Genomic DNA, 26,981 nt, shown 5'->3' with positions numbered 1-26,981 from the left:
TGTTTTACCTGATGGAGCTGTGCTTGCGATGGATTCCTCGCATTTTGGGAATTTTTTCAGGATGTCTGTTTTATGACGTTTTGCCTGGTAAGGACGGCGCGCCTCACTGACTGTGTGGCTTTGCGTGCTGTTCATGCAAACCCTGCTCATGGTATTTCCGTACCCGCAGACAACGACCCCGACCTGTGCGGGTTGTTGGCCACTACCTTGGGGCGCTACCCGTTCCTGGTGGCCGAATGTAACGACACCATTGTGGGCTTTGCCTACGCCCGCGCGCACAAGGCCTCCTTGGCATTACGCTGGTCTGTGGACATTACCGTCTACATGACCCCACAAGGGCGCGAAGCGGGCATGCTGCGTTCCTTGTATCGCCTGTTGCTTGAGCACCTGCAAGAGCAGGGTTACCTGGCGGTCTACGCCGGCCTGGCAGTAACAGACACCGCTGCAATTGCTGCCCACGAAGCTTTCGGGTTCGTTCATATCGGGCTGGGGCAGGCGCTGGATATGCGCGGAGACGCCGAGTACTGGTGCCTCACGTTGGGTGGGGCTGCTCCCCAGGCGACTAGCCGCTTCCCAGGGTTCGTCCGTACATTTACGTAGGCAAGCGGTTACGTAAGCAACGGGTGCAGTCGCCTGGCCGTTGGGCGCTACCGTTTCCGGAGGCACCGAAGCGCAGCAAAACGATCGCGTAACGCCTGCAGTTGCTGGGTAAGCGTCTGCCGTTGCCGGGCATCACTGGCGTTCATCACTGCAATGGTCAGTTCCCGAGCTGCTGCCTGGCTATGGGCGCGGTCGGTACGGTAGGCTTCGGTCCACAGGGTGTCACGGTGCTGCAGCAACTGAGTTACCTTGCTGTCGAACCCCGGTCCATCTCGTTGGACCAATGCTGAGAGCAGGGCTTGCTGCCAACGTGAACGAGCCTCCACTGCCACTTGGTTATGGTTGCCCAAGCTTGCGGACCACCGCTCGATCGCGGCTTGCTGCTCGGCATTGATGTCCCCCAGCCAAGGTTGCAACCGCTTGCCCATGCGCTCGGTTCGGTCCTGGGCTTGCTGAGCCATTGAAGGGCTCACCTGCTCGTTACGCCGTTTGGCAATGTCCTTTGCAAAGGCCTCCCGCAATTCGGCCACCTGGTTATCGTCGAGGTTTTTCAGCAGCTGCACGACCGAAGGCGTAATTTGCCGGGCGATGTCCTGAGCGGCTTGTTCGCCTTCCTGGGTCAGGGTTTGCAGGTCGCCGTCATTAACGTGCTGCGTGGCCACTTGTGCCTGCAGGCGATCCAGCCACGGCAGGTAACCAGGGAGCTGCGTCTGGCAGTGCCAACGCAAATGGTCTTCCAATTGTTTGTCAAACCAGGCCTTCTGGCCCCGGTTCATGTCCAGGTAGTCATCCAGGGACCAGGGGATGAGGGTATCGAGGTTGCGGTAAGCCAGGTCCATGCGGGTACAGGCCGCGCAGGCCAATAGGGCAACCCCAGTGAGCAGCATTACAACGTGACGTACTGCCGAACTTCTCATCGTTTTCCCCATAGTGGCGACTACAGCCGTGCTTACAGCCGTGCTAACCGTAGAACGGTTGTCGCCGCTACGCCACCTGGGGTGCCTACCGGGGACCTAGAAAAAGGCGCGTTGGGCCTTGAGCATCACCATACTGTCGCAGGCCGGGTTATGCCCCGAATATGCCACACACTGGCTGCCTTGAAGGTCCGACGCGCTGTATATCAGGTTCAGGTCTACCCCCATCAAGGGGCGGGACACCTGCATGGACCAGTCACTATAACCGTCGACCAGGTCCCCATTGCCCAGCGAATAAGGTGTCGTGAGGTCATAGCGGGTAACTTTTACCGTCAGGTCAACGTCCACCAGCGGCAATTGCCCAAGGTCGGCGAACAATGTACCCGACCGGCTACCCACGGCTTGGCTGAAGGCGGCGCCAAAGCGGCTATCGAACACACGCATGCCAGCATACAGTTGGTGGCTGTTGCCATTGGCCACGTCTGGGCGGGCATAGCTGATCATGCCCAGCTCGTAACCGAAGTCTGGTACCAGGCGGCGTTTATAGCCTAGGTAGCTGTCCAGTTCGAAGTCGCTGTCTGGGGTAAGGCCAACGCTGGGAGACCATTGGCCTGCATACCAGCCGCTGTCATGGGTGATATCGATGCCACCATGAAAGGACCCCGCTGTGCCAGGCGCAACCAGCCCCTGGGCCATGCTACGTGTAGGCGTGGTACCCAGCTTGAGGTCGAAGTCGCCCAATTCACGCTGTATCGTTTGAGCATAAAGGTGAGGTGCGGCCATCAGGCCAGCGGTCAGCATCAGGCTGCGCTTGAGCATGCGTGTCTCCCCTGGCACAGGGCGCGAGGTTGCTGCGTAGTGCTCGCAACGGTCAATGTAAGGCGCAAGGGCCGGTTTAGACGGGTCAGAGGATACCTGTGATTGCCCTGAAATGAGCACCGCTCGTCGATTTGACCTGCCCCTCCCCGCCGTGTGGCTTTGGCATGCAGCCACTCAGTAGCGTGTGCAGGCGTTAACGCGGCCGCTGTGGGTTACACTAGCGGCTTGTCAACATAGGTGTCGGTCATGGCTTTGGTAGGTCGTTACAACAGCTTGCAAGTGGTCAAGCATACGGATTTCGGGTTGTACCTGGACGGTGGCGCGGACGGGGAAATTCTGCTGCCCAACCGCTATATCCCCAAGGACACGCCCCATGAGGTCGAAGACTGGCTGAATGTGTTCGTGTACCTGGACAGCGAAGACAAATTGTTGGCGACGACCGAACGGCCCAAGGCTCAGGTAGGCGAATTCGCCAGCCTGAAAGTGAAGGAAATCAATGCCATTGGCATTTTCCTGGACTGGGGTTTGCCAAAAGACCTGTTGCTGCCTTTTTCAGAAGAAAAGCGGCAGATGAAAGTAGGCGAATATGGCATCGTGCATCTGTTCCTGGACCGCCGTACCCGGCGCATCACGGCCAGTGCCAAAGTGGATCGCTACCTGGACAAGGCACCGGCGAATTACAAAGTGGGCCAAGCGGTAAACATACTGGTGGCCGCCCAGACAGACCTGGGGTTCAACGCCATCATTGAAAATGCGCACTGGGGCCTGATTCACAAAAACGAAGTGTTCAAGTTCCTGCGCAGTGGCATGCGTGAAACGGCCTACATCAAAGAGGTGCGAGAGGATGGCAAGCTTGCTCTGAGCCTTCAGCCCGTGGGGCAGCAGGCGGTGGAAGGCTTGCAAGGTCAGATTCTCAGCGCCTTGGAAAAGGCTGGCGGCAGCCTGCCATTGAGCGATAAAAGCGAGCCGGAAGTGATCGCCCAGCAGTTCGGCGTCAGCAAGGGCAATTTCAAGAAGGCCATTGGCGCGTTATATAAAGCCGGAAAACTCGTGATACGGCCCGATGGCATCGCTTTGGTGAAATAACCCTTCGTCGGGGCGCAAGAATGTTTTAAAAAAAACTTTGAAACTCGCGAGCGTAGCGGTGTGTCAATCCTTATGCCGATTGAATTGATTTCAATCCACATTCTAGGAGTAACACTCATGAGTGGCACTGGCGACAAAATCAAAGGCAAAGCGAACGAACTGGCTGGCAAAGCACAGCAGGAAATTGGCAAGGCCACCGGCAGCACCGAAACTCAAGCCAAGGGTGCAGCCCGTGAAGTGAAGGGCGATGCCCAGCAGGTCAAGGGTGAAGCCAAGGATGCCATCAAAGGCAAATCCTGATACTGAGTAGCGTTACGCACTACCCCGGCGGTCATCTCAGGATGGCCGCCGTGCGTTTCAGGCGAGGCAAATTGAATGGACTGGCTCAATGAGCCAAGGGGCACGACACAGGAGCGCCAGATGATTTTCCCAGATATGAAAAAGCTGCCATTGGGCAAGGTACTGATCCGTACCGTAAAGGAGTTTTCCAACGACGAAATGCCCACGTATGCCTCGGCGCTGGCGTACCAGATGCTTTTTTCTTTATTCCCGTTCCTGTTGTTCCTGATCGCCATGATCGGTTTTTTACACCTTCCTGATTTCTTTTCCTGGTTGCGCGAACAGGCCAGCCTGGTACTACCTGGCAAGGCCCTGGATTCAGTCAACCCGGTTATCGACCAGCTTCAGCAGTCCAAGGGGGGCTTGTTGTCCTTCGGGATCATTGCAGCCTTGTGGACGGCCTCTGCAGCCGTGCGCTCACTGATGAGCGCCATGAACGCGGCCTATGATGTGGCTGAAGGGCGCCCACTGTGGAAACGCTTGCCGTTGTCGGTGCTGTACACCGTCGGGCTGGCAGGCATGCTGTTGTGCGCTGCAGCGCTGATGGTATTGGGCCCTCAAGTGATGAACTGGATTGCCGGGCAAATCGGCCTGGAAAGCATCACTGTGACGATCTGGACCATCGCGCGTTGGCCAGTGGTGGTGTTGCTGCTGACGCTGGCTGTTGCCCTGATGTACTACCTGATGCCCGACGTGGACCAGCGTTTTCGCTTCCTTACCCCAGGGGCGGTGCTGGCGGTGGTGGTATGGATTCTGGCGTCCATGGGCTTTGCCTATTATGTGACCAACTTTGCTGACTACAACGCCATGTACGGCAGCATCGGGGCGATCATTATCCTTTTGCTGTATTTCTACATTTCGTCCGCAGTGCTGCTCCTTGGGGCTGAAATGAACGCGGTCATTGAGCACATGTCCGAAGAAGGCAAGGATAAAGGTGAAAAAGCCCCAGGTGAGCCTTCTGAAGGTGCCCCTGAAGAAAAGGCCGGCCTAGCCGGAGGACCTGCTTCCGCCAATCAGTGAGGCACTATGATTCGCGAAATCCTTAAGATGGGTGATGAGCGCCTGTTGCGTGTTGCCCAACCTGTGCCTGCCGCCCTATTGGGCAGCCATGAGCTGGATGAGTTGGTCGCGGACATGTTCGCGACCATGGACCAGGCCGGCGGAGTAGGGCTGGCCGCGCCCCAGATAGGTGTAGACCTGCAAGTGGTGGTGTTCGGTTTCGAACGTACTGCCCGCTACCCCTCTGCTGCTGCGGTAGAGCGCACGGTGCTGATCAACCCCTTGATCACTCCCTTGGGGCCGGGGAGGGAAGAGGGATGGGAGGGGTGCCTATCCATTCCTGGGCTCCGTGGAACAGTGCCTCGCTACACCCATATTCGTTATGAAGGCGTGGATGCCCAAGGCAGAGCTTTCCAGCGGGAGGCGCACGATTTCCACGCCAGGGTAGTGCAGCACGAATGCGACCACCTGATAGGGCGGTTGTACCCGTCTCGTATCACGGACTTTACCCGCTTTGGCTTTACCAGCGTGCTGTTTCCAGAGCTTGAAAACCAGGCGAGCCAGTGAGGTTCGCGGGCTGGCGCCGGAAGGCCGGCCCCTCGCTCCAACAAGCCTGACGCCGCGAACGGTCCACCTAGAGGTTAACCTTGCGGAAGGTGAGGTTCAGGCGTCTTGCCCCTGTGAGTGGGTGCTCGCCTTGTTTTAAGGGGGAAACACCATGGAACCTGAGCCGGTCTTCGCCGCCCCACACGACAACGTCTCCATGGCGTACCTCATAGCGCTGTACCGGGTCTGTGCGCCGGGCGCCACCGAACAGAAAAACGGCAGGTAGCCCTAGGGACACAGAGACGATAGGGGCACTCAGGTCTTGTTCATCCTTGTCTTGGTGCAGCGAGAGGCGAGTACCCGCTGTATAGGTGTTGATAAGGCAGGCATCGGGGCTAAAGGCCGTGTAACCCGCAGCCTCCGCCGCGCGCGCAGCCAGTGATAAAAACACAGGCGGCAGTGTGGGCCAGGGGCGCTGTATAAGCGGGTCCACGGGGGTGTATTGGTAGCCGCGCAGGTCACTGGTCCATCCCAGACGGCCACAATTGGTCATGGCAACAGACATGGTGAAACCGCCTGGTGTGACCAGGTGCCGGGGCGGGCTCGCCTGATGCACGTCTTCAACCGCGGCTACCAGTTCACGCGCTGTCGCTAGCGCGAAGCCTTCCAGCAACCAGGCCCCAGGGCCTAGTTGTTGCCGGTTACCCGTGCTGCGGGGTAGGTCGGAGAACAGGTCCAGTGTGAACACGGGTCAATCCACTCCAACGAACCCACCGGTCTGGTGGCGCCACAGCCGGGAGTACAACCCCTTGTGCGCCAGCAACTCGGTATGAGTACCCACTTCCACTACTCGGCCCTTATCCATCACTACCAAACGGTCCATCTGGGCAATTGTGGAGAGCCGGTGCGCAATGGCAATCACCGTTTTGCCTTCCATCAACGTCTCCAGGCTTTCCTGAATGGCCGCTTCCACCTCAGAGTCCAGGGCGGACGTTGCCTCGTCCATGATCAAAATGGGCGCATTCTTTAGCAATACCCTGGCAATGGCGATGCGTTGCCGCTGGCCGCCTGACAGCTTCACACCACGCTCGCCCACATGGGCATCCAGGCCAACGCGGCCCTGTGCGTCGGTCAAGGTCGCCAGGAATTCGTCCGCACGTGCCTTGCGCAAAGCATCCCATAAATCTTCATCTGTGGCCTCAGGGCGGCCATAGCGCAGGTTGTCACGGATGGAGCGATGGAGCAGGGCGGTGTCTTGGGTAATCAGGCCAATCTGCTCACGCAGGCTCTCCTGTTTCACATGGGCAATGTCTTGGTCGTCGATCAGGATGCGACCACTTTCCAGGTCGTACAAACGCAGCAACAGGTTCACCACAGTGGATTTCCCAGCACCCGAAGGGCCGATCAACCCAATGTTTTCGCCAGGTTTGATTTCCAGGTCCAGGCCACTGATAACGCGCCCTACCTTGCCATAGTGGAATTCGGCTGCTTCAAACCGAACGCCGCCTTGGCCGATTTTCAAAGGGGGTGCGTTGGGCAGGTCGGTCACGCTCAGGGGCTGGGAAATCGTCTGCAGGCCGTCTTGGACGGTGCCAATGTTCTCGAAAATCCCATTGACCACCCACATGATCCAGCCAGACATGTTAACGATACGGATCACCAGGCCTGTGGCCAGCGCAATGGCGCCCACGGTCAGCAGGCTTTCGGTCCACAACCATAAGGCCAGGCCCGTGGTGCCGACGATCAGCAAGCCATTCAACGTGGTGATCACGACGTCCATGCTGGTGATAACGCGGCTGGCCAGCTGGGTTTTCTCGGTCTGTTCGCTCATGGCCTCCTTGGCATATTCCTGCTCCAGGTTGGTATGGGCGAACAGTTTGAGGGTGGTGATGTTGGTGTAGCCGTCTACCATGCGCCCCATCAGTTTGGAACGGGCATCTGAAGACACCACCGAGCGCTCCTTTACCCTGGGCACGAAGTACCACAGGGCGATCACATAGCAGAAGATCCAGGCCAGCAGCGGAATCATCAGCCGCCAGTCGCTTTCTGCAAACAGTACCAGGGAACTGATGGCGTAGATCGCGACGTGCCACAGCGCATCTACGGCTTGCACAGCCGAGTCACGCAGTGAGTTGCCCGTCTGCATGATGCGGGTGGCAATGCGCCCTGCAAAATCGTTCTGGAAGAAGTTCATGCTCTGCTTGAGCACATGGCTATGGTTTTGCCAGCGGATCATGCTGGTCATGCCTGGAGCGATGGTCTGGTGCACCAGCAAATCGTGAAGGCACACGAATACCGGGCGAATGATCATGGCCACGATCAGCATCCACGCCAAGGCGCCCCAGTGTTCACTGAAGAAGTTTTCGCGCGGGGTGCTGTTCACCATATCGATGATGTCACTGAGGTAGCTGAACAACGCCACCTCGATCAGCGCAGCGATCAGGCCAACAACTAACAGGGCTGCGAAGCTGGGCCACACCTGGCGCAGGTAATACAGGTAGAACGAGGTGACCTTGCCAGGCGGTGCGTCGGTAGGTGGGTCACGAAAAATGTCGATCCACTGTTCAAAGCGGCGGTACAGCATGGGCATCCCCTCAAGGTCTGAGAACCGCCCGAGGCCGGGCGGTAAGGCGCAGATCAGTCGATGCGCTTTGCGGTCTTGATCATGATCGGGTTGGTCGGCACGTTTTGCATGCCGCCACGCGTGGTGGTAGGGCTCTGGACAATGTTCGTGACCACGTCCATGCCTTTGACCACCTTGCCGAACACAGCGTAGCCAAAGTCGCGGCCACCGTGGTCCAGGAATGCATTGTCATTGACGTTGATGAAAAACTGGCTGGTGGCCGAGTTCACATCGGCTGTACGGGCCATGGCCAGGGTGCCAGTCACGTTCTTCAAACCATTGTCAGCTTCGTTCTTGATAGGTGCCTGGGTTTGCTTCTCGTTCATGCTGCGGTCATAGCCGCCGCCTTGAACCATGAACCCAGGGATGACCCGATGGAACTGGGTCCCGTTGTAATGGCCGCTGTCCACGTAACTCAGAAAGTTCTTGGTGCTGATGGGCGCCTTGTCAGCGTCCAGCTCGACTTCGATCTGGCCCATGTCGGTATCCAACAGGACGTGGGGCTTGTTTGCCGGTGCAGCGTGAAGGGTAGCGGCGAAGACCAGAGAGCAGGCAGACAGCACGAGTTGTTTGAACATGGAGGTAAGGCTTCCTTGGTTAAGGGTTAAAGCATAGGCGGTGTACTGCGCGAGGCAGCGCGACAGGATACCTGATCACCCTTCGATACCCTGTTATGGACTGCCTATGTTCTACAGGTGTTCCCGTTGTGTGTCTCAGGGCTGAGCAGGGATAGGGAAGGGCGCGTCCAAAGGCGCGGTATCGAACGTGCGTAGCCATTGCACGAGGATCTGCGTGGCAGGCCCGAGCGGCTTTTCTTTACTGGCATAGAGGTGAAAAACAGGGTGACGCGTGCCGCCTTGGTCCAGGGGAAGCGGCTTGAGTACGCCGTCGCGCAGCTCCCGTTCAATGATATGGCGCGGCAGCCAGGCAAAGCCCAGGCCGCTGCCCACGAAGCTGGCGGCCGTGGCCAGGCTGCCTACCGTCCACCGATGCTCGGAACCTAGCCAGCCAACGTCGCGAGGCTGCTGCCGCCCGGAGTCACGAATCACCACCTGCAGCTGGCTTTCCAAGTCCTGAAAGGTCAGTTCACGGTTCATGCGGTGCAAGGGGTGTTCGGGGTGGGCAACGGCCACAAACTCTACAGCGCTCATTTCAGTGCCCAGGTACCCGGGAATATTGAAGCCGCTGATGGCCAGGTCGGCGCTACCATCGAGCAACACCTCTTCAACACCTGACAGCACTTCCTCTCGCAAGCGAACCCTGCAGCCCCGGCTCTGGGGCATGAAGGCGCTCAAGGCGCGCACCAGGCGAGCATTGGGGTAGGCGGCGTCCACCACCAGCCGCACTTCTGCCTCCCAGCCCTGCTCCATGTGCTGGGCGAGGTCTTCCAATTGGCTGGCCTGCTTGACCAGCTGCCGCGAACGGCGCAGCAGCACGGCCCCGGCTTCGGTGAGCACGGCTTTGCGACCGTCGATGCGCAGCAGCGGCACGCCTAGTTGCTCCTGCATACGGCCCACGGTGTAGCTTACAGACGACTGGGACCGGTGGAGGGCATTGGCCGCTTGCGCAAAGCCACCGTGGTCTACCACGGCCTGAAGGGTTCGCCATTGATCGAGGGTCACGCGGGGCGCTTTCATCTGCACAGGCCTACTGGGTAGAAGGGTGTGTATTAAACAGGAAATTCGATGTTTGGCCCCAGGTTCTATCTGAAATATGCTGTGCATCGGTGATGCTGCGTTGAAAGCAGGCTCGGAATGCTCATTTACAACCAGTAAACTCCGCTTCCTCGCCTGCTTTCGCCTTGCCTGACCTTCGCACATACATATTTCAAACATAACCTCAGTACTAGCAAAGTTTCATCAGCCTGATGTCTTGGCGTGATAAGGTCGCGCGCTTTTGCGAGCGGGCCCGCGTATGCCTTACCTTCTTATTGTGACCCTTATCCAGGCGTTGTCCTTCAGCCTGATCGGCGAATACCTGGCGGGCCAGGTCGACAGCTATTTTGCCGTACTGGCCCGGGTGCTCATCGCCGGCCTGGTGTTCCTGCCCCTTACCCGCTGGCGCAGCCTGGCAGCCCCTTTCATACGGCACATGGTGCTGATCGGGGCGCTGCAGTTCGGCGTGACCTATGTGTGCTTGTACTTGAGTTTTCGTGTACTCACGGTGCCGGAGGTACTGCTGTTCACCATCCTTACACCTGTACACGTGACCTTGCTTCAGGACGCCCTGGAAAAGCGGTTCAATGGCTGGGCGTTGATGGCGGCTCTGGTGGCGGTAGCCGGTGCGGCGGTCATCCGCTTCGACGGCATCAGCGCACACTTCCTAGGCGGGTTCCTGTTGTTGCAAGTGGCCAACTTTACCTACGCGGCAGGGCAGGTACTGTACAAACGCCTGCTCGCACGCCACCCCCTGTCCGGCCCACATTATCAGGGGTTCGGCTATTTCTTCGTGGGTGCGCTGCTAGTGGCCCTGCCAGCATTTCTGGTGTTCGGCAACCCTGCACGCCTGCCTGCAGCACCATTGCAATGGGGCGTGCTCCTGTTTCTGGGCCTGGTGGCCACAGCCTTCGGCATGTATGCCTGGAACAAGGGCGCCAGCCAGGTACCGGCCGCTACCCTGGCGGTGATGAACAACCTGCACGTGCCTGTAGGGCTGCTGCTCAACCTGTTGGTGTGGAACCATAACGAGCCCCTTGGGCGGCTGGCTCTGGGCGGGTCGATCATTCTGTTATCGGTGTGGATCAGCCGGCGGCGCCTGATGGCCGTATAGTGCCATTGGGTGCATCCCGCTCGCTTGTCAGCCCCGGCTCCGCTACCCTATGCCGTCGTTCCATGTTCCCCTTCGAGGTCAGTACCCGTGTTTTCCCAATTCGCCCTTCATGAACGCCTGCTCAAAGCCGTGGCCGAGCTCAATTTCGTCGAGCCGACGCCTGTGCAGGTCGCAGCCATTCCGCCTGCGCTCGAAGGGCGTGACCTGCGGGTAACGGCCCAGACCGGTAGCGGAAAGACCGCCGCCTTCGTACTGCCCTTGCTCAACCGCCTGATCGGCCCAGCGCGCCCGCGGGTGGATATTCGCGCGATCATCCTGCTGCCCACCCGCGAGCTGGCCCAGCAAACCTTGAAGGAAGTAGAGCGCTTTTCCCGTTTTACCTTTATCAAGGCAGGCCTGATCACCGGCGGGGAAGATTTCAAGGTGCAGGCCGCGATGCTGCGCAAAGTGCCGGATATTCTCATCGGCACACCCGGCCGCCTGTTGGAACACCTCAATGCCGGTAACCTGGACCTGGCTCAGGTCGAGGTGATAGTGCTGGACGAAGCCGACCGCATGCTGGATATGGGCTTTGCCGAAGATGTAAGCCGCTTGTGTGACCTGTGCCCTGCGCAACGCCAGACCTTGCTGTTCTCGGCGACCACCGGCGGCGCGGGCCTGCGCGACATGATCACCAAGGTGCTGAAAGACCCAGAGCACTTGATGGTCAATAACGTTAGCGACTTGAGCGACACCATCAAGCAGCAGGTCATCATGGCCGACCACAACGCGCACAAGGAAGCGATCGTGCAGTGGTTGCTGGCCAACGAAACCTACCGCAAGGCCATTGTGTTCACCAATACGCGCAGCATGGCCGACCGTGTGTACGGTCACCTGGTCGCCAAGGACTTCAAGGTCTTCGTACTGCACGGCGAAAAGGACCAGAAAGATCGCAAGCTGGCCATCGAGCGCTTGAAGCAAGGGTCGGCAAAAATCCTGGTGGCCACCGATGTGGCCGCTCGGGGCCTGGACGTGGAAGGCATGGACCTGGTCATCAACTTCGACCTGCCCCGCAGCGGCGATGAATACGTGCACCGCGTAGGCCGTACGGGGCGTGCGGGTAACGAAGGCATGGCCATTTCCCTGATCTGCCATGGCGACTTCAACCTGATGTCCAGCATCGAGCGCTACCTGAAGCAGCACTTCGAGCGCCGTACCATCAAAGAAGTGAAGGGCACCTATACCGGGCCTAAAAAGCTGAAGGCCTCCGGCAAGGCCGTAGGCGTGAAGAAGAAAAAGGCGGACAAGGACAAGAAGGGCACGGCCAAGCCCAAAGCCAAGGCCACGCCTAAGCGCAAGCCGAACGCGCCCAAAGCCGAAGGCGCTGGCTTGTCCAGCCAGGACGGGCTGGCTCCGCTGAGAAAGCGCAAACCCGAGTAAACCCTGCTGCCTGGAGTTGACCGAACGGTCACTTCCAGGCTCGGTCACAGTTAGGCATGCCACCTCCACCCTCTTTTCTGGAGTTACCGCACCATGCCTACCTACAACTGGGACCTGATCGAGCGCCTGCTGCACAAGGTGCAGGCCACTGCCGGCGAACGCTTCGACGCCCACGGTCATGCTGAGGAATTAGCCCGCACACAGGCTGCCGAAGGCGCCCAGCCTGAAGCCCTCGATACGCTCAAAGCTGCTGCTACTCAATACGAAGCGCTGCTTCAGGAGCGCGGCTTTATTGAGGCTGGAACAGGGCAGGGCTATCAGCTCACCACCAATGGCGCCCGCTTGCTGGCCTTGCTGGACAGCAGTATTCCAGACAGTGAGCACCCACGTGATGTGTTGAACGAACAGGATGACGCACTTGATCCGCTGACCTTCGTGGAATTGGCCGCCAAAGCCCAGGTAGCGCCCTGAGGGAACCACTGTTTCCCTAGGCAGGTCATCCCTACATCGACAGAAACACACGTGCGGCCCTAAAGGGGCCGCCAGGGATGCCGATACAGGGGCGAGTAGGATTCACTCGCAGCATCGGCCGCTACAGGTAGGGTATGCCTTCCTTAGCGACGTTTAGTCACACATGAATCAATGCGTGAAACCATTACCTGGCTTATGATCAGACAGTAACGGCACATGCGGTCGCCGTATCGGGCAAGTCCCAAGGGGGCGTGTTATGCAAGGCAAACTCTTCAACTGGCTACACGACCTGGCCGTGGCGCTAGGCCTCATCCCACCCATGCAACCTATTCCTATTCCTGCAGAAGACGAACGCAAGCGGCGCCAACCTCGGCGGTAGCGGGGGCTGCCCAAAATAGTCATGTCTTGGGAGCGAGGTATAGGCGGTCCTGAAAAGCCGGTTTCTGTATACCCTCACTGAATAGCCGCGTAGCCCTAGGTTGGGTGCTCGCGGCCAGCAGGCCTAGGGGTCGCCGATACATCATTCGTGGCCGGGTATATCTTCAAATCCTCTATAGGCTTCGATAATACGGTAGCGGCCGTTTGCCTCTAAGCAGGTCAGAACGTATAACCCCACGTCGAAGTAGGAAGCGGGGTAGTCAGCGGTGCTGATTATTTTCAGTACGATATCCTCTATACCATCACCATCCATGTCCCCTCGGCCTTGAATGAACACCGTTTGCCGGGCGCCGTTGAGTTTAATGACAGCGCGGTGGTCATTTTTTTCTATGATTTTAAAGGCCCGGTCAGATTCCGCCCATGTGGCATCGGGCCTTTCTTTTAAAACTGCATTCAGTTCGCTGAGGCTGGCATTCATCCCCAGGCGGTAAGGCGCCTTGTCGACCGTTTCCCTAGTGAAGAAATCGGTTGGAATAAAACTGGTGTTAAAAGGTTTTGCCTGATAATTCAGTTTCGCTGCTACACAGTCCGCAGTAAGGCTGGTGTAGAATTGTGTATCCACTACAGACGCGGGATTGAAAAAGCGTTTGGACGTTCCCAAGGTTTCCAGTACTTCCAAACAGTTGGTCATTGGGCTAGGGTGGCCTATTGCCAAAAAAGGGTAGTCGAACTTTTTTGTTAGGCTCGTTTTAAGTATTTTTTTCGAATGGGTGTTAAAATTGCTACCGGGCAAAACGATAGCGCTTACTGGAAATATATTTTTATTTATTGGTAAATCAGGGGTGGGTGTATTTGCAAGTAATAATAAAGCGGGGAGTAGTGTCAGCATGATGTAGAGAAAATTGGGTGGATGAAATACGTGTGTTTTATGGCTTAAGTAGATATCAGGGCTCTCCACCAAATCCATCATAAGACTCCAGAACGATATAGTCGCCTTTAGGCTGAAGTCTGGTTAAGACCCAAAGGCTGCTGGTGAAATAGTTTGACGGCGGGTCCATCGTATTCGTGATTTTCAAAATTATATCCTCGATGCCATCACCGTTTATATCGCCCCTTCCAACCAGCTTTATATGCTGCCTTGCGCCGTTTAGTATCAGTGTTACATTGTAGATGTCATGTTTTTTTAGCCGAAGTATAGGCCCGGAATCAGCCCATTTTGCTTTAGGGTGATCGTGTAGAAAATGCTGCTTTTCATAATAGCTACTATTTAGCCCTAGCGCGTAGGGCGCCGATTTCAACATGCTCTCATCAATTGGGTTTTTTGAGATAAAAGTAGTTTTTGAAGGCTCGGCGTTCAGATTGAGTTTTGCTGCAATACAGGTGCTGGTAATATCAGTAAGTGTGGGCGTTTCCCATTCCTTGCTTGGCTCTAGGTAATGCTTTACAGAGTTTTGCAGGTTAATAACCTCTGTGCAAGTTCTTAGTGGTTCAGGATGATCTTTCGTGCCGAAGGCGGTATAAAATGGGAGGTCAAGCGAGAGTTCTATAGCTTTTTTAGAAGTTAATGGCGCTGAGGAATAGGTTATTTCTTGAAGATCCAGGCCGGCAATTTCTGGAGGGATAAGATCGTTGGCGTCGGTTTTGTGGGATATTGTAATGAAAAATATCAAGGAAAATAAAAATTCGCGTTCTGGATTGCGTTTGATTTTTATTATCATGCTGGTAAAAAACCTATAGTTATAAAGTTCCTTAATTAGCCTGTATTTCGGATTTTTATTGGTTTTGATTCGATTTCATGGGCTTCCAGAAAAAGCATCCTTATATCGCTGTTGCGGCGCTTTGACAGTTGGTATCGATAGGACTGAATTGCGGCTTCATGCCAATTCCTTTTCTTTACTGCAGATTTGAATCTGGGCCATTTTGAATTGAGTGCTGTCATGCCAAGATTGAATATCATATCCATGCACGCCAACTTCGCTTCGTGTGGGAAAGTGTCAAAACACGGGAATATTATTTTTATCTCATTATAAAATTGTAGTACACTTGTGGATAGCTGCCTTTTTATTTCGGCGCACGGCATTCGAAGCTCTGAGTATTTTTTATAATAAGGGGCAGCTAGAGGCCTCCCGTCTAAGCGGTATCCGGGAGCGTCATAAACTCTTGTATAAGCTTCTCGTTTTTGCTGTTCTGAAGCTTTTATGCCCTCTTGGGTGAGGAGATCTATTCGCGTCATGTCATCAATATTTTTTATGAGATTGCCTATTCCTATTGTTACTTTTCCTAAAGAATCCTGGTACAGATAATCAATCACCCCTTCGCTATCGCGAAGCATGTTTTCTAAAATTTTCCTCTCTTTTTCGTTAAGCATCATCTTATCCTAGGCAAAGACCTTGTTACCAATTCGGTCCCATCCCCCGGTGATACTTCCGCCACCGGTTCCGTCTTTCCGTTTCTGCTGAGTGTATGTAACCCTTAGTCGTCCATAATTCAACTCAATCTGTTCCCGTGCTTCCGAAGAATTGGAATGGATGAAATCCGCAATCAGCACTTCCTCCATAACAACTTCTAGGTATTTCTGTTTCTCCCCGCCTGCTCGATTGACAATAAGTGTGACCTGAGGAATGTGATGCCCTTTGCAGCAGGCTTCGAAAAGCTTAGGTGTTGAAATGTCGACCAGTTTGTCGAAGTAAAACTCACGCAGTTGCACTCTTCCAACACTTGCGCCGCCGGCGCTGCTGGCGGTGTTGGAAACCTTCTGCTGTGCGCCGAAGCTATAGGATTCAATTTCAATCCACCCTGCATAAGTCTGATCAGACGTTTCGCCTTGAATGGTATCGAATTTTATATAAGCGTCGAAAGCCATTTTTAGTCCTTTAAATACCACCTATTGAGTTAAAATTAAATCATGGTTATTTTCTTTTGACAGGGTATAAATTATTTCAAAATGCTTATTTGTATTAAATTGTTTTATTGAGTAATAGGTTATTTTAAAGAATGTAAATTAGTTTGATTTTATGTATTTAAGTCGAATTTTTTAGGATTGCCATGTGGGTTGGAGATTATTTCGTTTACAGGGTTAGATAACGAGGAATAGCGAAGTAGGGTCACTGGCAGATCACATATTCGTCTAGCTGTGAGACCATAAGGCGATGCAGCCTCCAGGCCACTGGACGCTGCCGCACTCTTCAAGTTTCCAAAGGACGTTTCATGCCCCGCCTACAGTGCCCTTGCTGCCAGCGGCCGGAAGGCCATTGCCTCTGCTCGTTGATCCCTAGCCTGCCAAGCAACACGCGGGTGTTGATCCTTCAGCACCCCAGCGAAGCCGGGCATGCCCTCAATACAGCCCGCCTGGCTCACCTGGGCCTGAACAACAGTGAGCTGGTCATTACCGAACTCGTAGACCCTGCGCTTTGGGCGGCGCATGAAGGGGAGGCCTGCGTGTTGTTCCCTGGAGAAGGCTCGCAGCCCCTACAACCGAGTTCAGGCAAGGCGATTCAATTGATTGTGCTGGATGGCACCTGGCGTAAGGCGCGCAAGCTGCTGCACCTCAACCCGGCGCTGGCAGCTTTGCCCAGGGTATCCCTTGCTCAGGTGCAACCTACACGCTACCGGCTGCGCAAGGCCCCGGGGCCTGAGGCGCTTTCAACAGTCGAAGCCATTGTGCAGGCCTTGGAGGTGATGGAAGCGCCAACTTCATTCCAGCCCTTGCTGGCACCCTTCGAAGCCCTGATAGACGGGCAGATTCAGGCCATGGGGGACACGGTGTATCAGCGTAACCATGGGCAAGGGGTTTGATGTTCGTTCGGGGGCTGCCCGCCTAGGCCAGGCCGTACCCGTTGTGGGACCGGTCGCAGCCGCAGGCGGAGGCCGGGAACCTGCCAACGCCTATTGCACGCTATAGGCTTAGCCGGGCTAGATCAGAAAGGCTGCGCGTTTTATTTCCAATACAGTACCGGCCAACCCATGGCCTCAGCCCGTGCCTTCAGTATCGGGTCGGGATTTACCGCGTTTGGCCGGCTCACCTTTTCCAGCAAAGGCAGGTCATTGTGTGAGTCTGAGTAGAACGCCGCGCCTTCGAGACTCTCGCCTTCAGCCGCCAACCAGTCCAGCAGGCGGGCGACTTTGCCCTCGCGGTAGGTGAGGGTGCCTTGGGTCTGGCCGCTGTATACGCCATGGGCGACGTGCAGGTCGATGGCCAGTACTTCGTCGACGCCGATGCGGTCGGCAATGGGCTTGACCAAGTGCACCCCGGAGGCGGAAATCACCAGCAGCCGGTCGCCGGCCGCGCGGTGCTGCGCGATACACCGAGTGGCGTCACTAAAAATCAGCGGTTCAATCACATCCTCCACCCAGGGGCCTACCAAGTGGTCTAGCTCTTCTTCAGTTCGGCCCACCAATGGCTCCAAGGTGAACGCCATATAGGCCTCCATGGCCAATTCACCACGGCTGTAGGCATCCATCAGTTCAACATCCTTGCGGATGAAACTGTCAGGGTCGACCCACCCCAGGCGGGCCATTTGAGTGCTCCACAGGGAGGAGCAGTCGCCGTCGATCAGGGTTTCATCCAGGTCAAAGATAGCCAGGGGCATTGCGGTATTCTCCAGAATTCAGGCGACGTCCCGTAGGGCGGCCGCAGCGATGTGCAGGCGTACGCGCGTACCAGTGGGGTACAGGTCTTCAGCCGCGCGGTTCAGCACGTCCACTACCAGGTCCACCTCATGGGCGCGCACACGGTAGCGGATCACGCTGCCCAGCAGGCTATGGCTCAGAATCTCACCCTGGCCGCCAAGTTCCGGAAACAGCTCGATCGCCTCTGGCCGAATAGCTTGGCGGGTGGCTACTTCACGTTGCAGCAAGCGGCTGGCTGCAGCGGCGTCGAGCACATTGTAATTGCCGATAAAACCCGCGACGAAGGCACTGGCCGGCGAGGTGTACAGGCTCTGGGCATCACCGCTCTGAACAATCTGGCCCTCATTCATAAGGAAGATGCGGTCGCTGAGGGTCAGGGCTTCTTCCTGGTCATGGGTCACAAAAATCGTCGTCAACCCCAGGCTTCTCTGGATGTCTCGTATCTGCTCACGCAAGTGTTTGCGAATACGCGCGTCCAGTGCCGACAGCGGCTCGTCCAGTAACAAGAGGCGAGGGCGCGTGACCAGTGAGCGTGCGAGCGCTACCCGCTGAGATTGCCCGCCTGACAGCTGGTGCGGATACCGGTCGGCAAAGGTTTCCAGTTCCACCATGCCGAGCGCTTCTTGCACACGGGACCTGATAGCCTCCATGCCGACCTTTTGCATGCGCAGGCCAAAAGCCACGTTCTGCTCCACGGTCATGTTGGGGAACAGTGCGTAACTTTGGAACACCATGCCAATGTCCCGCTTCTGTGGAGACAGCGGCACCAGGTTTTGGCCATCGAGCATGATCTGGCCCGCATCCACGGGCGTGAGCCCGGCGATACAGCGCAACAAAGTGGACTTCCCGCAGCCGGAAGGCCCCAGCAGGGTCACGAACTCGCCTTTGGCGAGCTCGAAGTTGATATTGGCGAACACAGGGGTAGGGCCGAAACTCTTGCGCAGCGCGTTAACCGTCATGAAACTCATGTCAGGGGCGCTCCTTGTTCAACCGCGTGGCGACCCACGTCAGCATCAGTACAAAAAAGAAGTAGGAAATGACCAGCGCGCTGTTGAAGTGGCCGCTGCTGTTACGCATGTTGTTCAGGTACACCTGCAGGGTTTCATACCGCGTACCCACCAGCAGGTTGGCGAACACGAACTCACCGAACAGGAACGAAAACGATAGCAACAGCGCCACCATCAGACCTTTGCGCAGGTTGGGTAGCACCACCTGCCACGCCGCCTGCCAGGGGCTGGCACCGAGCAGTTGAGCCGCGTCCATCAAGTCTCGCAGGTTGATCGCCTGCAGGTTGTTGGAAATGGCGCGATAGATGAAGGGCAGCGCTACCGTGAAATAGCAACCGATGAGTACCCAGGGCGTGCCCGTCATGGCCAGCGGGCCGGAACCATAGAGCTGCAGCAGTCCAACCGAAGACACCACGGGTGGCACAGCGAAAGGCAGCAGGATGAGCATGTTCATCAGCCCGTCCAGGCGCGGAAAGTGGTAATGCACGACAAAGAGCAAGGGCAGGATCAGCACCACTGCCAGCAGCAGCGCCCCTAGGCATACCAGCAGGGAGTGCCCAAAGGCCGTCAAAAAGCGGGGGTCAGTCCAGAGTGCCACATACCATTTGAACGTCAACCCGCTGGGCAATAGCGTGGCAGACCAACTGGTGGCCAAGGAATACAACAGGGTACCTGCCAGCGGCAGCAGCAAGATCAGGAACAACGCCCATACCACCAGGCGGTGGTAGAGCGACGCAGGCGTGGGCTTAGCGGCGGCCATGGTAGCTCCTGCGCAGTATCCATTGGTGAACCACGGTAACCAGCGCCATCATGGCCACCAGGATCATCGCCAGTGCGCTGGCCAGGTTCGGGTCCAGTGAAATATCCCCGGCGACCATGGCGGCGATGCGGATGGGCAGCACGTTGAAGTTGCCCGTGGTGAGGGCATACACCGTGGCATAGGCGCCCAGGGCATTGGCCAGCAGAATCACAAACGTACCCAGCAGCGCTGGCATCAACACCGGCAACGCAACCAGCCGCCAGTATTGCCAGGGGCTGGCACCCAGCAGTGAAGCCGCATCGCGCCAGTCCTCCCGTAAGGCGTCGAAGGCGGGGTACAGCAGCAGTACACCCAGTGGAATCTGGAAGTAGGTGTACACCACGATCAGGCCAACCTTGGAGTACAGGTTGAAATCGGTGAGTAGCCCGCTCTGCTTGAGCAACAGGGTTATGGCGCCGTTGAAGCCCAGCAGGATGATAAAGGCGAAGGCCAGCGGCACCCCGGCAAAGTTGCTGGTCATGTTGGCAAAGGCAGTCACGAAGTTGCGCAAGCGTGAATCCACCTGGCGCAACGAGTAGCTGCCTACCAAAGCGATGATCAGCCCGAACAGGCTGGACCACAGGCTGATCTCCAGGCTGAACTGCATGGCCTGGCGGTAGAACTTTGAATTGAAGGCCTTGGCGAAATTGGCAAGGCCCCAGCCGTCCGCCCCCTGCACGCTGTTGAGGGCGACCCAGGCCAGGGGCGCCAGTTGGAATACGAGGAAGAACGCGGCAAAGGGCAGCAACCAAAGGGCTGCCAGCCATCTGCCGCGAGGCCGATTGCTCACTGTCACACTCCCGGCAGCAGTGCTATTGCTTCATCTCGGTAATCACCTGCTCGTTCCATTGCTGCGGCAGGGCTTTTGAGCTTTTTTCCCAGGCCGCCGCATCGGTGATGGGCTTCACGCCCTTGTACTGCTCGGCCGGCAGCAGCTTGGCCGCCACGTCAGGCGGCAGTTTCACGTGGTCGGCACGGATAGGGCGAGCGTAGCCCGCCGCCAAGTTGATCTGCCCTGCATCGCTGAGGATGTACTCGCGTGCTAGCTTGGCAGCGTTGGGGTGCTTGGCGTATTTGTTGATGAGGGTGGTATAGCCGGAAATCACAGAACCATCAGCCGGGATCAGCACGTCAAAGCGCTTGGGGTCGATCTGATCCCTGTAGCTAAGGCCGTTGAAATCCCACACCACACCCACGTCGATCTCGCCTTTTTCCAGGGTTTGAATAGTAGGGTTAGCCATGGAGAGCCGGCCCTGCTGGGCCAGTTTGGTGAACAGTGCCAGGCCAGGGGCCAGGTTGCTTTCGTCGCCCTTGAACGCAATGGCCGCTGCCAACACACCATTGGCGGCTTGGGCAGCAGTGCTCACATCGCCAATGGCGACCTTGTAGGTGCCGGTCTCCAGGTCTTTCCAGGTTTTAGGCGCGTCAGCTTCCTTCACCAATTGCTTATTGATGATGAAAGCGATGCTGCCGGTGTAGGCCAGCATCCAGTGGCCATCGGCATCCTTGGCCCATTCGGGGATCTGCGCCCAGGTCGTGGGTTTGTAAGGCTGGGTCACACCTTGGGCCGCCGCGATGGGCCCAAAGGCGGCGCCTACGTCACCGATGTCGGCGCTGGCGTTATCTTTCTCGGCTGCGAACTTGGCCACTTCCTGGGCCGAGCTCATGTCCGTGTCCATGTGCTTGATGCCGTATGTTTTGGCCAGGTCCGCCCATGTGCCCTTCCAGTTGGCCCAGGCATCGGGCATGCCTACGCTATTCACTTCACCTTCTTTTTTTGCAGCGGCTTCCAGGCTGGCCAGGTCATCGGCGGCCACGGCCTGGTTGCCCAGGGCCAGGGCCGTCCCCAGCACAGAAGCAAGGCACAGTGTCTTGAACGTAGGCTGTTTCTTCATGAATGGCTCCAGGCGAGTGAAAAGTGCAGGCCAGCCTAGGGGTGCTGTATGACCGTTTGATGTCGCACGCCCCAGCGCCGTTTCGCTACCAAGCGTAGACCAGGTTGGTGCCTAGCGTGCAGAGAAGGGTGACGCTGTCACGGTTCTGTAAGCCGCCCCTGTCAGGCTGCTGTGAACACACCGGGAGTACTGTGATGAACGAGTACGAAGAGGCACTGCTGGAACAGGGCGCCGACGCCTGGGAGCCCTCAGACGTCGACGACGATGCCATGGAGCTCTAAGTCTTAGTAGCAGGCGGCCCGGCATGCACCACCTGTACACTTAGGCGCGGTGTGGCCAGGTCCAGGCCTGCGGCGTCCAGGGTACGTTTGAGGAGCAGGTTGAAGGCTCGGGAAATCTCCCATTGTTTCAATGGCGCTGTCTTGAAACGGGCACGCAGTACGGCAGAGCCGGAGTCAAAGCTTTCTACACCCTGAAACTCAAGGGGCGACCAGATTTCCCGACGCAGCAGCGGGTCGCTGTGCATCTTCTGTCCCACCTCGCGCATAAGCTTGATGGCGTCATCGATACCCACCGTGTGGGGGATGTGTACGCGGAAAATCGCGTAGCCGAACTCCCGGGAGTAGTTCTTGATGCTCTTGATTTCGCTGAATGGAATGGTGTGCACGATCCCATCGATGTCCCTCAGGCGCACAGTGCGAATGGTCAGGCCCTCCACGGTGCCCAAGTGCCCGCCCAAGTCCACGTAGTCATCGATGGCCAGGGAGTCTTCCACAATGATGAATAACCCGGTAATCAGGTCAGCCACCAGGGATTGTGCCCCGAAGCCGATGGCCAGGCCGATCACACCGGCACCGGCCAGCAAGGGGGTCACGTTTACCCCCATATTGGCCAGGGCCACGATGCCAGCGATCACGAAGATGGTGACGAATAGCACGTTGCGAATCAGCGGCATCATGGTTTGGGCACGGGCATTGGCCAACCCTTTGCGCGAGCGCGCCAGCCCATGCTGAATGCCGGTATCGGCCAGAATCCACACCAGCCACGCGGTCATCAGTGTGCCCGTGAGCCCGAACAGGCGCAGGCTGAATTCATGACCGCTGCCTTCCGTGAAGCGAATGACCGACAGCCCCCATACCCGCAGGCCCAACTCCAGAAACACTACCCAGACGAAGATATGCACCAAGGTGTAGAAGAAACTCTTCAACCGCTCGGCATAGGCCTCCTGGCGGCGAGGCCCTTTGCTGGGTTTTTGTGCCTGGCGGCTGACCAGCCCGTTGATGACCATGCACACCACCAGCAGCACCGTGCATAACAAGGACTGGCGCAAGGCGGTGCTGGCATCGCCTGCTGAAATGAACGTGGCAACCAGAGAAACGCCCACTAGTAGCAGAGCTGGTACGTACCAGTAAGTGCCTAGCACTTCGAGGGTGTCGGTCATGGCACGGCGGTGCAGCCGGCGTTCCAACGGCTGGTTGCAGATCAGGTGTGCAATGGGGCGGCGGAACCGCAGAATGAACAGGCCGCTGAAAATAGCCGCAAGTACGTTGGCCAGTGCCGCAGCGCTGTGGGCCAGGTGCACCCCCAGGCCGTCGACCAGCCGAGGGTCGCTGAGCGCCTCGCCGAATGCAGCGCAACTGCCGATCAGCCACATGGGCCGGAAAGCCCGGCGGCGCAGGATGTACAAGGCACGATGACGGTGCGGGCCGTCCAGCAGTGAGAAGGCAATGACGCAGATAGCTGCAAAGCAGGTGCCCACCACCAGCGCGTAGGCCACCACCAGGGCCAGGTCCTTGCCCAGGGACGAGGGCACCATGTAGCCAACGCCCAGGGTCAGCCCCAGCGCCACCAGCCAAGGGCCTATCTTGCGCAAGGCAAAGCGCAGCAGGTCCCAGGTTTTTGGGTGTTGGGGTAGATCTTCGGTCAGGCCGAAGCGTTCGCGCATGCGATGGCTCAGCCAGTTCAGGGCATACGCTAGCAGCGCCCAGGCCAGAATGGTCAGTGCAAATACCAGGATGACCGTGCTCTGGTCGGCGAAACTGCTGGAGCGTTCAAGTAGCTCATCACGTGCCAGCGACAATTCGTCCAGCCACTGGTGCAGCGGGCTGTCCTCGCCGGAAAACTGCCGCTCCAGCGTACGCACGGTGCCGCCGAGAAACCCTACCACCCCTTCTTCCGGGGTGGGCTTGGGTTTGGCGCTGGCCTCGCGCAGCTGCTTAAGGTCACTGAGTAGCTTGGCGCGCTGGGCGTCGTTCTCCAGCGTCGCGATCACTTGGTCCAGTGACTGGTCAAGGCTCTGTGCGGGCGCTTCTGTCTTGGTTTTGCCGCCCAACAGGCCAGGCAAGCCAGCGGCCTGGGCGGAAGGGGTACAGGCCAGCAGGCACCACAATAGCGCGCCAAGGGCATGCGCCCAGAACAGGCGCCGCCCTTGTACCTTGGCCGTCACGGCAGGGCTCGGGCGGCGTAGAACGCGCTCAGAACCTTCACCAGGTGTGCCAGGTCATGGCTGCCTGCCAGTTCCCGAATGGAGTGCATGGCAAAGGTAGGCACACCGATGTCCACCGTCCGCACGCCCAGGCGGCTGGCAGTAATGGGGCCGATAGTGGAGCCGCAGCCCATGTCGCTACGCACTACGAAGCTTTGTACCGGTACTTCTTCGGCCATGCACAGGTGGCGGAAGAAACCGGCGGTTTCGCTGTTGGTGGCATAGCGCTGGTTGCTGTTGACCTTGATGACCGGCCCGGCATTGAGCTTGGGCCCATGGTTGCCGTCGTGTTTGTCGGCGTAGTTGGGGTGTACCCCATGAGCATTGTCGGCAGACACCAGCAAGGAGCGCTGAATGGCCCTGACGTAGTCGTCGCCATTGGGCAGCAGGCGCTGAAGGGTTTGTTCCAGCAAGGGGCCGTCGGCGCCGCAGGCCGAGCTGGAGCCGACCTCTTCGTGGTCGGTGCATATCAGCACACAGGTTTCATCACCCTCAGCCTTGAGCAGCGCTTGCAAGCCCGCATAGCAGGACAGCAGGTTGTCCAGCCGGGCGCCGGCGATGAAGTCTTCGTGCAGGCCCACTACGGCAGCGGGTTGGGTGTCGTAGAAGCTCAACTCGTAGTCGAGCACCACATCGGCAATCACGTCGTGTTCCCGCGCCAGTTGCTCGGTGAGCAGGGCACGGAAATCGAAGCGCTCGCTACCGGCCACCTGGGCCAGTATGGGCGGAAGTTCGTTCTGCGCGTTGATCGCCCAGCCTTCGTTGGCGGTACGATTCAGGTGAATGGCCAGGTTGGGGATGATCGCCAGTGGCACACGGAAATCCACAAGCTGGCTGGCCACGCGCCCGTCCTGGCGGAAGGTCACACGGCCCGCCAGGGACAGGTCCCGGTCGAACCATGGCGCCAGCAGGGCCCCGCCATAGACTTCCACGCCCAGTTGAAGGAAACCCTGGCGCTGCAGTTCGGGCTGAGGCTTGACCCGCAAGCAGGGGCTGTCAGTATGCGCGCCTACCAGGCGCAGGCCCTCGGTAACGGCCGACTCCTTGCCCAGGCGAATGGCAATGAGCGAGGAATCATTGCGGGTCAGGTAATAACGCCCGCCGGGGGTGGTATTCCAACGTTCGCGTTCGTTCAGGCGTTGGTAGCCTGCTGCGTCCAGGCGCTTGGCAAGGCTGGCGGTGGCGTGGAAGGGTGTAGGCGAGGCCTTGAGAAATTCAATCAGGCCCTGGTTCAGGGTGTCGCGCATCGGGGGGCTCCTGGCAGCAATGGCGCGAGTCTATCGCATTCAGCTGTCCAACGGGGCGAACCGGCCTGTAAGCAGCCTTCCCGGGCTACGCCTTTGGCTTTGCCCGGTCCAACAGGGCAGATCGCAACGTGGCCGTTAAAACGGTGCCGGGCATTGGAAGCGTAGGCGCTCGCCGGTAGCCGGATGGCTGAAGGCCAACATCGAGGCATGCAGGCACAGCCGTAGTGCAGCTTCCAGTGCGGCACCTTCGGCATACAACCTGTCCCCCAACAGCGGGTGGCCGATGCTTAACATGTGCACACGCAACTGATGCGACCGCCCTGTGACGGGCGTGAGTTCCACGCGGCACCAGTCGCCATGACGTTCCAGCACTTTCCAGAAGGTCAGCGCGTGCTTGCCCTGTTCGTGGTCCACCACATGCCGTGGCTTGGTGGGCGGGTCGTAGCGCAGGGGCAGGTCGATACTGCCGCTGTCCAGTTCCGGCTGGCCCCAGCACAGGGCGGTGTAGGCCTTTTCGGTTTCCCGGTCATGGAACTGACGGGACAGTTCACGATGGCTGTGGGGGTCGCGCGCTAACAGGATGATACCCGACGTTTCCCAGTCCAGCCGGTGAACGATCAGCGCCTCCGGGTAACCGTTTTCCTGCAGCCGGGTGATCAGGCAATCCTTGTTGTCATCCGCCCGGCCGGGCACGGACAGCAGCAGGGTGGGCTTGTCGATCACCAGAAAGGTAGGGTCCTGGTGCAGGATGCGGATGTTGGACAGGGGCATTGCACTGGTCTCTGAAAACACACGCGGCGACCCATGGGTCGCCGCGCCTGTAGCAAACCCGGCTTAACGGTCGGGCAGGGTGATGTTGAGTTCGAGGATCGAACAGCTGCCTTGGTTCTCCAGGGCAACCTGTACGTCATCGCTGTCGATACTGACGTATTTGCGAATCACTTCAACCAGCTCTTTCTGCAAGGCAGGGAGGTAGTCTGGAGTCGCCCGCTGACCGCGCTCGTGCGCCACGATGATCTGTAGACGCTCCTTCGCGACCGAGGCGGTGCTCGCCTTTTTGCGGTCTCGAAAGAAGTCGAAAATATTCATTCACGGCCTCCGAAGATGCGTTGAATCCAGCCTTTTTTCTTCACGTCGAGGAACCGATGTTCGACGGTTTTGCCCAGCAAGCGGTCCACGGCGTCACTGTAGGCCTGGCCGGCATCGCTCTGCTCGTCGAGAATCACCGGCACGCCCTGGTTGGAGGCCTTGAGCACGGCCTGGGACTCGGGGATCACGCCCAGTAGGCGAATGGCAAGGATTTCCTCGACGTCCTCGACGCCCAGCATTTCACCCTTGCTGACGCGCTCCGGGTTGTAACGGGTCAGCAGCAGGTGCTCCTTGATAGCGTCATCGCCTTTCTCGGCGCGGCGCGACTTGCTGGCCAGCAGGCCCAGCATGCGGTCCGAGTCCCGCACGGAGGATACTTCCGGGTTGGTGACCACGATGGCCTCGTCCGCGAAGTACATGGCCAGGCTGGCGCCTTTCTCGATACCCGCTGGCGAATCACAGATCACGTACTCGAACTCTTCCTTGAGCTCGTTCAATACTTTCTCTACGCCGTCCTGGGTGAGGGCGTCCTTGTCACGGGTCTGGCTGGCGGCCAGCACAAACAGGTTCTCAAGGCGCTTGTCCTTGATCAGGGCCTGCTTGAGTGTGGCCTCGTTGTTCACAACGTTCACAAAGTCGTACACCACGCGCCGCTCGCAGCCCATGATCAGGTCCAGGTTACGCAGGCCGACGTCGAAGTCGACGATAACGGTTTTGTGGCCGCGCAATGCCAGGCCTGTGCCGATGGCAGCGCTGGTGGTGGTCTTGCCCACACCACCCTTGCCGGAAGTAACCACGAGAATCTTGGCCAAGGTGTATCACCCCTAATGAAAAAAGGACGTTGAGTCCTTGAAAACGTGAAGATGA

Annotated in this window: 30 protein-coding genes; 10 read left to right on the top strand and 20 right to left on the bottom strand. The window is 57.9% G+C overall.

The window, feature by feature from the left end; genetic code table 11:
- The first annotated feature begins 72 nt into the window (after positions 1 to 72).
- Positions 73 to 600: a GNAT family N-acetyltransferase gene (locus HBH25_RS15325; protein ID WP_168084808.1), complete on the top strand. Its 528-nt coding sequence runs from the start codon at positions 73 to 75 to the stop codon at positions 598 to 600.
- 47 nt (positions 601 to 647) lie between these two features.
- Here HBH25_RS15325 and HBH25_RS15320 read toward each other — a convergent pair whose 3' ends face one another.
- Complete coding sequence (locus HBH25_RS15320) at positions 648 to 1,517, bottom strand: DUF6279 family lipoprotein (protein ID WP_168084807.1); 870 nt, start codon at positions 1,515 to 1,517, stop codon at positions 648 to 650.
- Positions 1,518 to 1,613: 96 nt separating this feature from the next.
- Complete coding sequence (locus HBH25_RS15315; RefSeq protein ID WP_168084806.1) at positions 1,614 to 2,333, bottom strand: TorF family putative porin; 720 nt, start codon at positions 2,331 to 2,333, stop codon at positions 1,614 to 1,616.
- A 246-nt stretch (positions 2,334 to 2,579) separates the two neighbouring features.
- On the opposite strand from HBH25_RS15315, the gene HBH25_RS15310 reads away from it, so the two are divergent.
- The 4 genes from HBH25_RS15310 to def all read left to right on the top strand — a co-directional run bounded on the left by HBH25_RS15310 (position 2,580) and on the right by def (position 5,324).
- On the top strand, positions 2,580 to 3,419 hold the full coding sequence (locus tag HBH25_RS15310; RefSeq protein ID WP_168084805.1) for a CvfB family protein: 840 nt from the start codon (positions 2,580 to 2,582) through the stop codon (positions 3,417 to 3,419).
- Positions 3,420 to 3,536: 117 nt separating this feature from the next.
- A complete protein-coding gene (locus HBH25_RS15305; RefSeq protein WP_168084804.1) occupies positions 3,537 to 3,719 on the top strand; it encodes a CsbD family protein in 183 nt (60 codons plus the stop codon).
- Between the two features lie 120 nt (positions 3,720 to 3,839).
- Entirely contained in the window at positions 3,840 to 4,778 is a 939-nt protein-coding gene (locus HBH25_RS15300) for a YihY/virulence factor BrkB family protein (RefSeq protein WP_168084803.1), read from the top strand.
- 6 nt (positions 4,779 to 4,784) lie between these two features.
- Positions 4,785 to 5,324 (top strand): peptide deformylase, encoded by a 540-nt coding sequence (gene def, locus HBH25_RS15295; protein WP_168084802.1) that lies wholly within the window; start codon positions 4,785 to 4,787, stop codon positions 5,322 to 5,324.
- A gap of 67 nt (positions 5,325 to 5,391) precedes the next feature.
- Here def and alkB read toward each other — a convergent pair whose 3' ends face one another.
- The 4 genes from alkB to HBH25_RS15275 form a co-directional block, all read right to left on the bottom strand.
- Positions 5,392 to 6,051, bottom strand: a complete 660-nt coding sequence (gene alkB, locus HBH25_RS15290; protein ID WP_168084801.1) for a DNA oxidative demethylase AlkB — start codon at positions 6,049 to 6,051, stop codon at positions 5,392 to 5,394.
- A gap of 3 nt (positions 6,052 to 6,054) precedes the next feature.
- A complete protein-coding gene (locus HBH25_RS15285; RefSeq protein WP_168084800.1) occupies positions 6,055 to 7,887 on the bottom strand; it encodes an ABC transporter ATP-binding protein in 1,833 nt (610 codons plus the stop codon).
- Positions 7,888 to 7,940: 53 nt separating this feature from the next.
- Complete coding sequence (locus HBH25_RS15280) at positions 7,941 to 8,504, bottom strand: peptidylprolyl isomerase (RefSeq protein WP_168084799.1); 564 nt, start codon at positions 8,502 to 8,504, stop codon at positions 7,941 to 7,943.
- Between the two features lie 135 nt (positions 8,505 to 8,639).
- Positions 8,640 to 9,563 carry a LysR family transcriptional regulator gene (locus HBH25_RS15275; RefSeq protein ID WP_168084798.1) on the bottom strand — a complete coding sequence of 308 codons (924 nt, stop codon included), beginning with the start codon at positions 9,561 to 9,563 and terminating at the stop codon, positions 8,640 to 8,642.
- A gap of 277 nt (positions 9,564 to 9,840) precedes the next feature.
- Here HBH25_RS15275 and HBH25_RS15270 point away from each other — a divergent pair, with 277 nt between their 5' ends.
- From HBH25_RS15270 to HBH25_RS23530, 4 genes are all read left to right on the top strand, one after another.
- Positions 9,841 to 10,695: a carboxylate/amino acid/amine transporter gene (locus HBH25_RS15270; RefSeq protein WP_168084797.1), complete on the top strand. Its 855-nt coding sequence runs from the start codon at positions 9,841 to 9,843 to the stop codon at positions 10,693 to 10,695.
- An 87-nt stretch (positions 10,696 to 10,782) separates the two neighbouring features.
- Positions 10,783 to 12,114: a DEAD/DEAH box helicase gene (locus HBH25_RS15265; protein ID WP_168084795.1), complete on the top strand. Its 1,332-nt coding sequence runs from the start codon at positions 10,783 to 10,785 to the stop codon at positions 12,112 to 12,114.
- Positions 12,115 to 12,207: 93 nt separating this feature from the next.
- Positions 12,208 to 12,585 (top strand): transcriptional regulator, encoded by a 378-nt coding sequence (locus tag HBH25_RS15260; RefSeq protein WP_168084793.1) that lies wholly within the window; start codon positions 12,208 to 12,210, stop codon positions 12,583 to 12,585.
- A gap of 256 nt (positions 12,586 to 12,841) precedes the next feature.
- On the top strand, positions 12,842 to 12,964 hold the full coding sequence (locus HBH25_RS23530; protein ID WP_267874401.1) for a PA1414 family protein: 123 nt from the start codon (positions 12,842 to 12,844) through the stop codon (positions 12,962 to 12,964).
- A gap of 141 nt (positions 12,965 to 13,105) precedes the next feature.
- On the opposite strand, the gene HBH25_RS15255 is transcribed toward HBH25_RS23530, so the two are convergent.
- From HBH25_RS15255 to HBH25_RS15240, 4 genes are read right to left on the bottom strand one after another with little or no spacing between them, the layout of a single operon-like run.
- On the bottom strand, positions 13,106 to 13,933 hold the full coding sequence (locus HBH25_RS15255; RefSeq protein ID WP_168084791.1) for a hypothetical protein: 828 nt from the start codon (positions 13,931 to 13,933) through the stop codon (positions 13,106 to 13,108).
- The gene (locus tag HBH25_RS15250; protein WP_168084789.1) at positions 13,908 to 14,681 is read right to left on the bottom strand and encodes a hypothetical protein; all 774 of its coding nucleotides are present in this window, start codon (positions 14,679 to 14,681) and stop codon (positions 13,908 to 13,910) included. Before HBH25_RS15250 ends, HBH25_RS15255 begins: the two co-directional genes overlap by 26 nt.
- 35 nt (positions 14,682 to 14,716) lie before the next feature.
- A complete protein-coding gene (locus HBH25_RS15245) occupies positions 14,717 to 15,331 on the bottom strand; it encodes a lysozyme family protein (RefSeq protein WP_168084787.1) in 615 nt (204 codons plus the stop codon).
- Between the two features lie 9 nt (positions 15,332 to 15,340).
- On the bottom strand, positions 15,341 to 15,826 hold the full coding sequence (locus tag HBH25_RS15240; protein WP_168084786.1) for an Hcp family type VI secretion system effector: 486 nt from the start codon (positions 15,824 to 15,826) through the stop codon (positions 15,341 to 15,343).
- Positions 15,827 to 16,170: 344 nt separating this feature from the next.
- Between HBH25_RS15240 and HBH25_RS15235 the strand changes: the two genes are divergently transcribed.
- Positions 16,171 to 16,758: a tRNA-uridine aminocarboxypropyltransferase gene (locus tag HBH25_RS15235; protein WP_168084784.1), complete on the top strand. Its 588-nt coding sequence runs from the start codon at positions 16,171 to 16,173 to the stop codon at positions 16,756 to 16,758.
- Between the two features lie 140 nt (positions 16,759 to 16,898).
- Here the strand turns inward: HBH25_RS15235 and HBH25_RS15230 are convergent, their stop codons facing one another.
- The 10 genes from HBH25_RS15230 to minD all read right to left on the bottom strand — a co-directional run bounded on the left by HBH25_RS15230 (position 16,899) and on the right by minD (position 26,926).
- Positions 16,899 to 17,552 (bottom strand): HAD family hydrolase, encoded by a 654-nt coding sequence (locus HBH25_RS15230; protein WP_168084782.1) that lies wholly within the window; start codon positions 17,550 to 17,552, stop codon positions 16,899 to 16,901.
- A gap of 18 nt (positions 17,553 to 17,570) precedes the next feature.
- Positions 17,571 to 18,560 (bottom strand): ABC transporter ATP-binding protein, encoded by a 990-nt coding sequence (locus HBH25_RS15225; protein WP_168084781.1) that lies wholly within the window; start codon positions 18,558 to 18,560, stop codon positions 17,571 to 17,573.
- A gap of 1 nt (position 18,561) precedes the next feature.
- Entirely contained in the window at positions 18,562 to 19,359 is a 798-nt protein-coding gene (locus HBH25_RS15220; protein WP_168084780.1) for an ABC transporter permease, read from the bottom strand.
- Positions 19,346 to 20,188, bottom strand: a complete 843-nt coding sequence (locus HBH25_RS15215; RefSeq protein ID WP_168084778.1) for an ABC transporter permease — start codon at positions 20,186 to 20,188, stop codon at positions 19,346 to 19,348. Before HBH25_RS15215 ends, HBH25_RS15220 begins: the two co-directional genes overlap by 14 nt.
- 22 nt (positions 20,189 to 20,210) lie before the next feature.
- A complete protein-coding gene (locus tag HBH25_RS15210) occupies positions 20,211 to 21,293 on the bottom strand; it encodes an ABC transporter substrate-binding protein (RefSeq protein WP_168084777.1) in 1,083 nt (360 codons plus the stop codon).
- A 277-nt stretch (positions 21,294 to 21,570) separates the two neighbouring features.
- A complete protein-coding gene (locus HBH25_RS15205) occupies positions 21,571 to 23,739 on the bottom strand; it encodes a mechanosensitive ion channel domain-containing protein (RefSeq protein ID WP_420708490.1) in 2,169 nt (722 codons plus the stop codon).
- A complete protein-coding gene (locus HBH25_RS15200; protein WP_168084776.1) occupies positions 23,736 to 25,025 on the bottom strand; it encodes a M18 family aminopeptidase in 1,290 nt (429 codons plus the stop codon). Before HBH25_RS15200 ends, HBH25_RS15205 begins: the two co-directional genes overlap by 4 nt.
- A 135-nt stretch (positions 25,026 to 25,160) precedes the next feature.
- Positions 25,161 to 25,796 (bottom strand): RluA family pseudouridine synthase, encoded by a 636-nt coding sequence (locus HBH25_RS15195; protein WP_168084774.1) that lies wholly within the window; start codon positions 25,794 to 25,796, stop codon positions 25,161 to 25,163.
- Positions 25,797 to 25,859: 63 nt separating this feature from the next.
- Entirely contained in the window at positions 25,860 to 26,114 is a 255-nt protein-coding gene (gene minE / locus HBH25_RS15190; RefSeq protein ID WP_168084773.1) for a cell division topological specificity factor MinE, read from the bottom strand.
- Positions 26,111 to 26,926, bottom strand: a complete 816-nt coding sequence (gene minD / locus HBH25_RS15185) for a septum site-determining protein MinD (RefSeq protein WP_168084772.1) — start codon at positions 26,924 to 26,926, stop codon at positions 26,111 to 26,113. Before minD ends, minE begins: the two co-directional genes overlap by 4 nt.
- Positions 26,927 to 26,981: the final 55 nt, after the last annotated feature.

The sequence above is a fragment of the Pseudomonas quercus genome (assembly GCF_012033695.1).
Classification (GTDB): Bacteria; Pseudomonadota; Gammaproteobacteria; order Pseudomonadales; family Pseudomonadaceae; genus Aquipseudomonas; species Aquipseudomonas quercus.
Note: the sequence above shows the minus strand (reverse complement) of the source record. Positions and strands in the feature narration are given on the sequence as shown.

Excerpts from the sequence above, each read along its gene's own strand:
- HBH25_RS15325 (WP_168084808.1), top strand. The coding sequence starts at position 73 with ATGACGTTTTGCCTGGTAAGGACGGCGCGCCTCACTGACTGTGTGGCT.
- HBH25_RS15320 (WP_168084807.1), bottom strand. The coding sequence starts at position 1,517 with ATGAGAAGTTCGGCAGTACGTCACGTTGTAATGCTGCTCACTGGGGTT.
- HBH25_RS15315 (WP_168084806.1), bottom strand. The coding sequence starts at position 2,333 with ATGCTCAAGCGCAGCCTGATGCTGACCGCTGGCCTGATGGCCGCACCT.
- HBH25_RS15310 (WP_168084805.1), top strand. The coding sequence starts at position 2,580 with ATGGCTTTGGTAGGTCGTTACAACAGCTTGCAAGTGGTCAAGCATACG.
- HBH25_RS15305 (WP_168084804.1), top strand. The coding sequence starts at position 3,537 with ATGAGTGGCACTGGCGACAAAATCAAAGGCAAAGCGAACGAACTGGCT.
- HBH25_RS15300 (WP_168084803.1), top strand. The coding sequence starts at position 3,840 with ATGATTTTCCCAGATATGAAAAAGCTGCCATTGGGCAAGGTACTGATC.
- def (WP_168084802.1), top strand. The coding sequence starts at position 4,785 with ATGATTCGCGAAATCCTTAAGATGGGTGATGAGCGCCTGTTGCGTGTT.
- HBH25_RS15285 (WP_168084800.1), bottom strand. The coding sequence starts at position 7,887 with ATGCTGTACCGCCGCTTTGAACAGTGGATCGACATTTTTCGTGACCCA.
- HBH25_RS15280 (WP_168084799.1), bottom strand. The coding sequence starts at position 8,504 with ATGTTCAAACAACTCGTGCTGTCTGCCTGCTCTCTGGTCTTCGCCGCT.
- HBH25_RS15275 (WP_168084798.1), bottom strand. The coding sequence starts at position 9,563 with ATGAAAGCGCCCCGCGTGACCCTCGATCAATGGCGAACCCTTCAGGCC.
- HBH25_RS15270 (WP_168084797.1), top strand. The coding sequence starts at position 9,841 with ATGCCTTACCTTCTTATTGTGACCCTTATCCAGGCGTTGTCCTTCAGC.
- HBH25_RS15260 (WP_168084793.1), top strand. The coding sequence starts at position 12,208 with ATGCCTACCTACAACTGGGACCTGATCGAGCGCCTGCTGCACAAGGTG.
- HBH25_RS23530 (WP_267874401.1), top strand. The coding sequence starts at position 12,842 with ATGCAAGGCAAACTCTTCAACTGGCTACACGACCTGGCCGTGGCGCTA.
- HBH25_RS15255 (WP_168084791.1), bottom strand. The coding sequence starts at position 13,933 with ATGATGGATTTGGTGGAGAGCCCTGATATCTACTTAAGCCATAAAACA.
- HBH25_RS15250 (WP_168084789.1), bottom strand. The coding sequence starts at position 14,681 with ATGATAATAAAAATCAAACGCAATCCAGAACGCGAATTTTTATTTTCC.
- HBH25_RS15245 (WP_168084787.1), bottom strand. The coding sequence starts at position 15,331 with ATGCTTAACGAAAAAGAGAGGAAAATTTTAGAAAACATGCTTCGCGAT.
- HBH25_RS15240 (WP_168084786.1), bottom strand. The coding sequence starts at position 15,826 with ATGGCTTTCGACGCTTATATAAAATTCGATACCATTCAAGGCGAAACG.
- HBH25_RS15235 (WP_168084784.1), top strand. The coding sequence starts at position 16,171 with ATGCCCCGCCTACAGTGCCCTTGCTGCCAGCGGCCGGAAGGCCATTGC.
- HBH25_RS15230 (WP_168084782.1), bottom strand. The coding sequence starts at position 17,552 with ATGCCCCTGGCTATCTTTGACCTGGATGAAACCCTGATCGACGGCGAC.
- HBH25_RS15225 (WP_168084781.1), bottom strand. The coding sequence starts at position 18,560 with ATGAGTTTCATGACGGTTAACGCGCTGCGCAAGAGTTTCGGCCCTACC.
- HBH25_RS15220 (WP_168084780.1), bottom strand. The coding sequence starts at position 19,359 with ATGGCCGCCGCTAAGCCCACGCCTGCGTCGCTCTACCACCGCCTGGTG.
- HBH25_RS15210 (WP_168084777.1), bottom strand. The coding sequence starts at position 21,293 with ATGAAGAAACAGCCTACGTTCAAGACACTGTGCCTTGCTTCTGTGCTG.
- HBH25_RS15200 (WP_168084776.1), bottom strand. The coding sequence starts at position 25,025 with ATGCGCGACACCCTGAACCAGGGCCTGATTGAATTTCTCAAGGCCTCG.
- HBH25_RS15195 (WP_168084774.1), bottom strand. The coding sequence starts at position 25,796 with ATGCCCCTGTCCAACATCCGCATCCTGCACCAGGACCCTACCTTTCTG.
- minE (WP_168084773.1), bottom strand. The coding sequence starts at position 26,114 with ATGAATATTTTCGACTTCTTTCGAGACCGCAAAAAGGCGAGCACCGCC.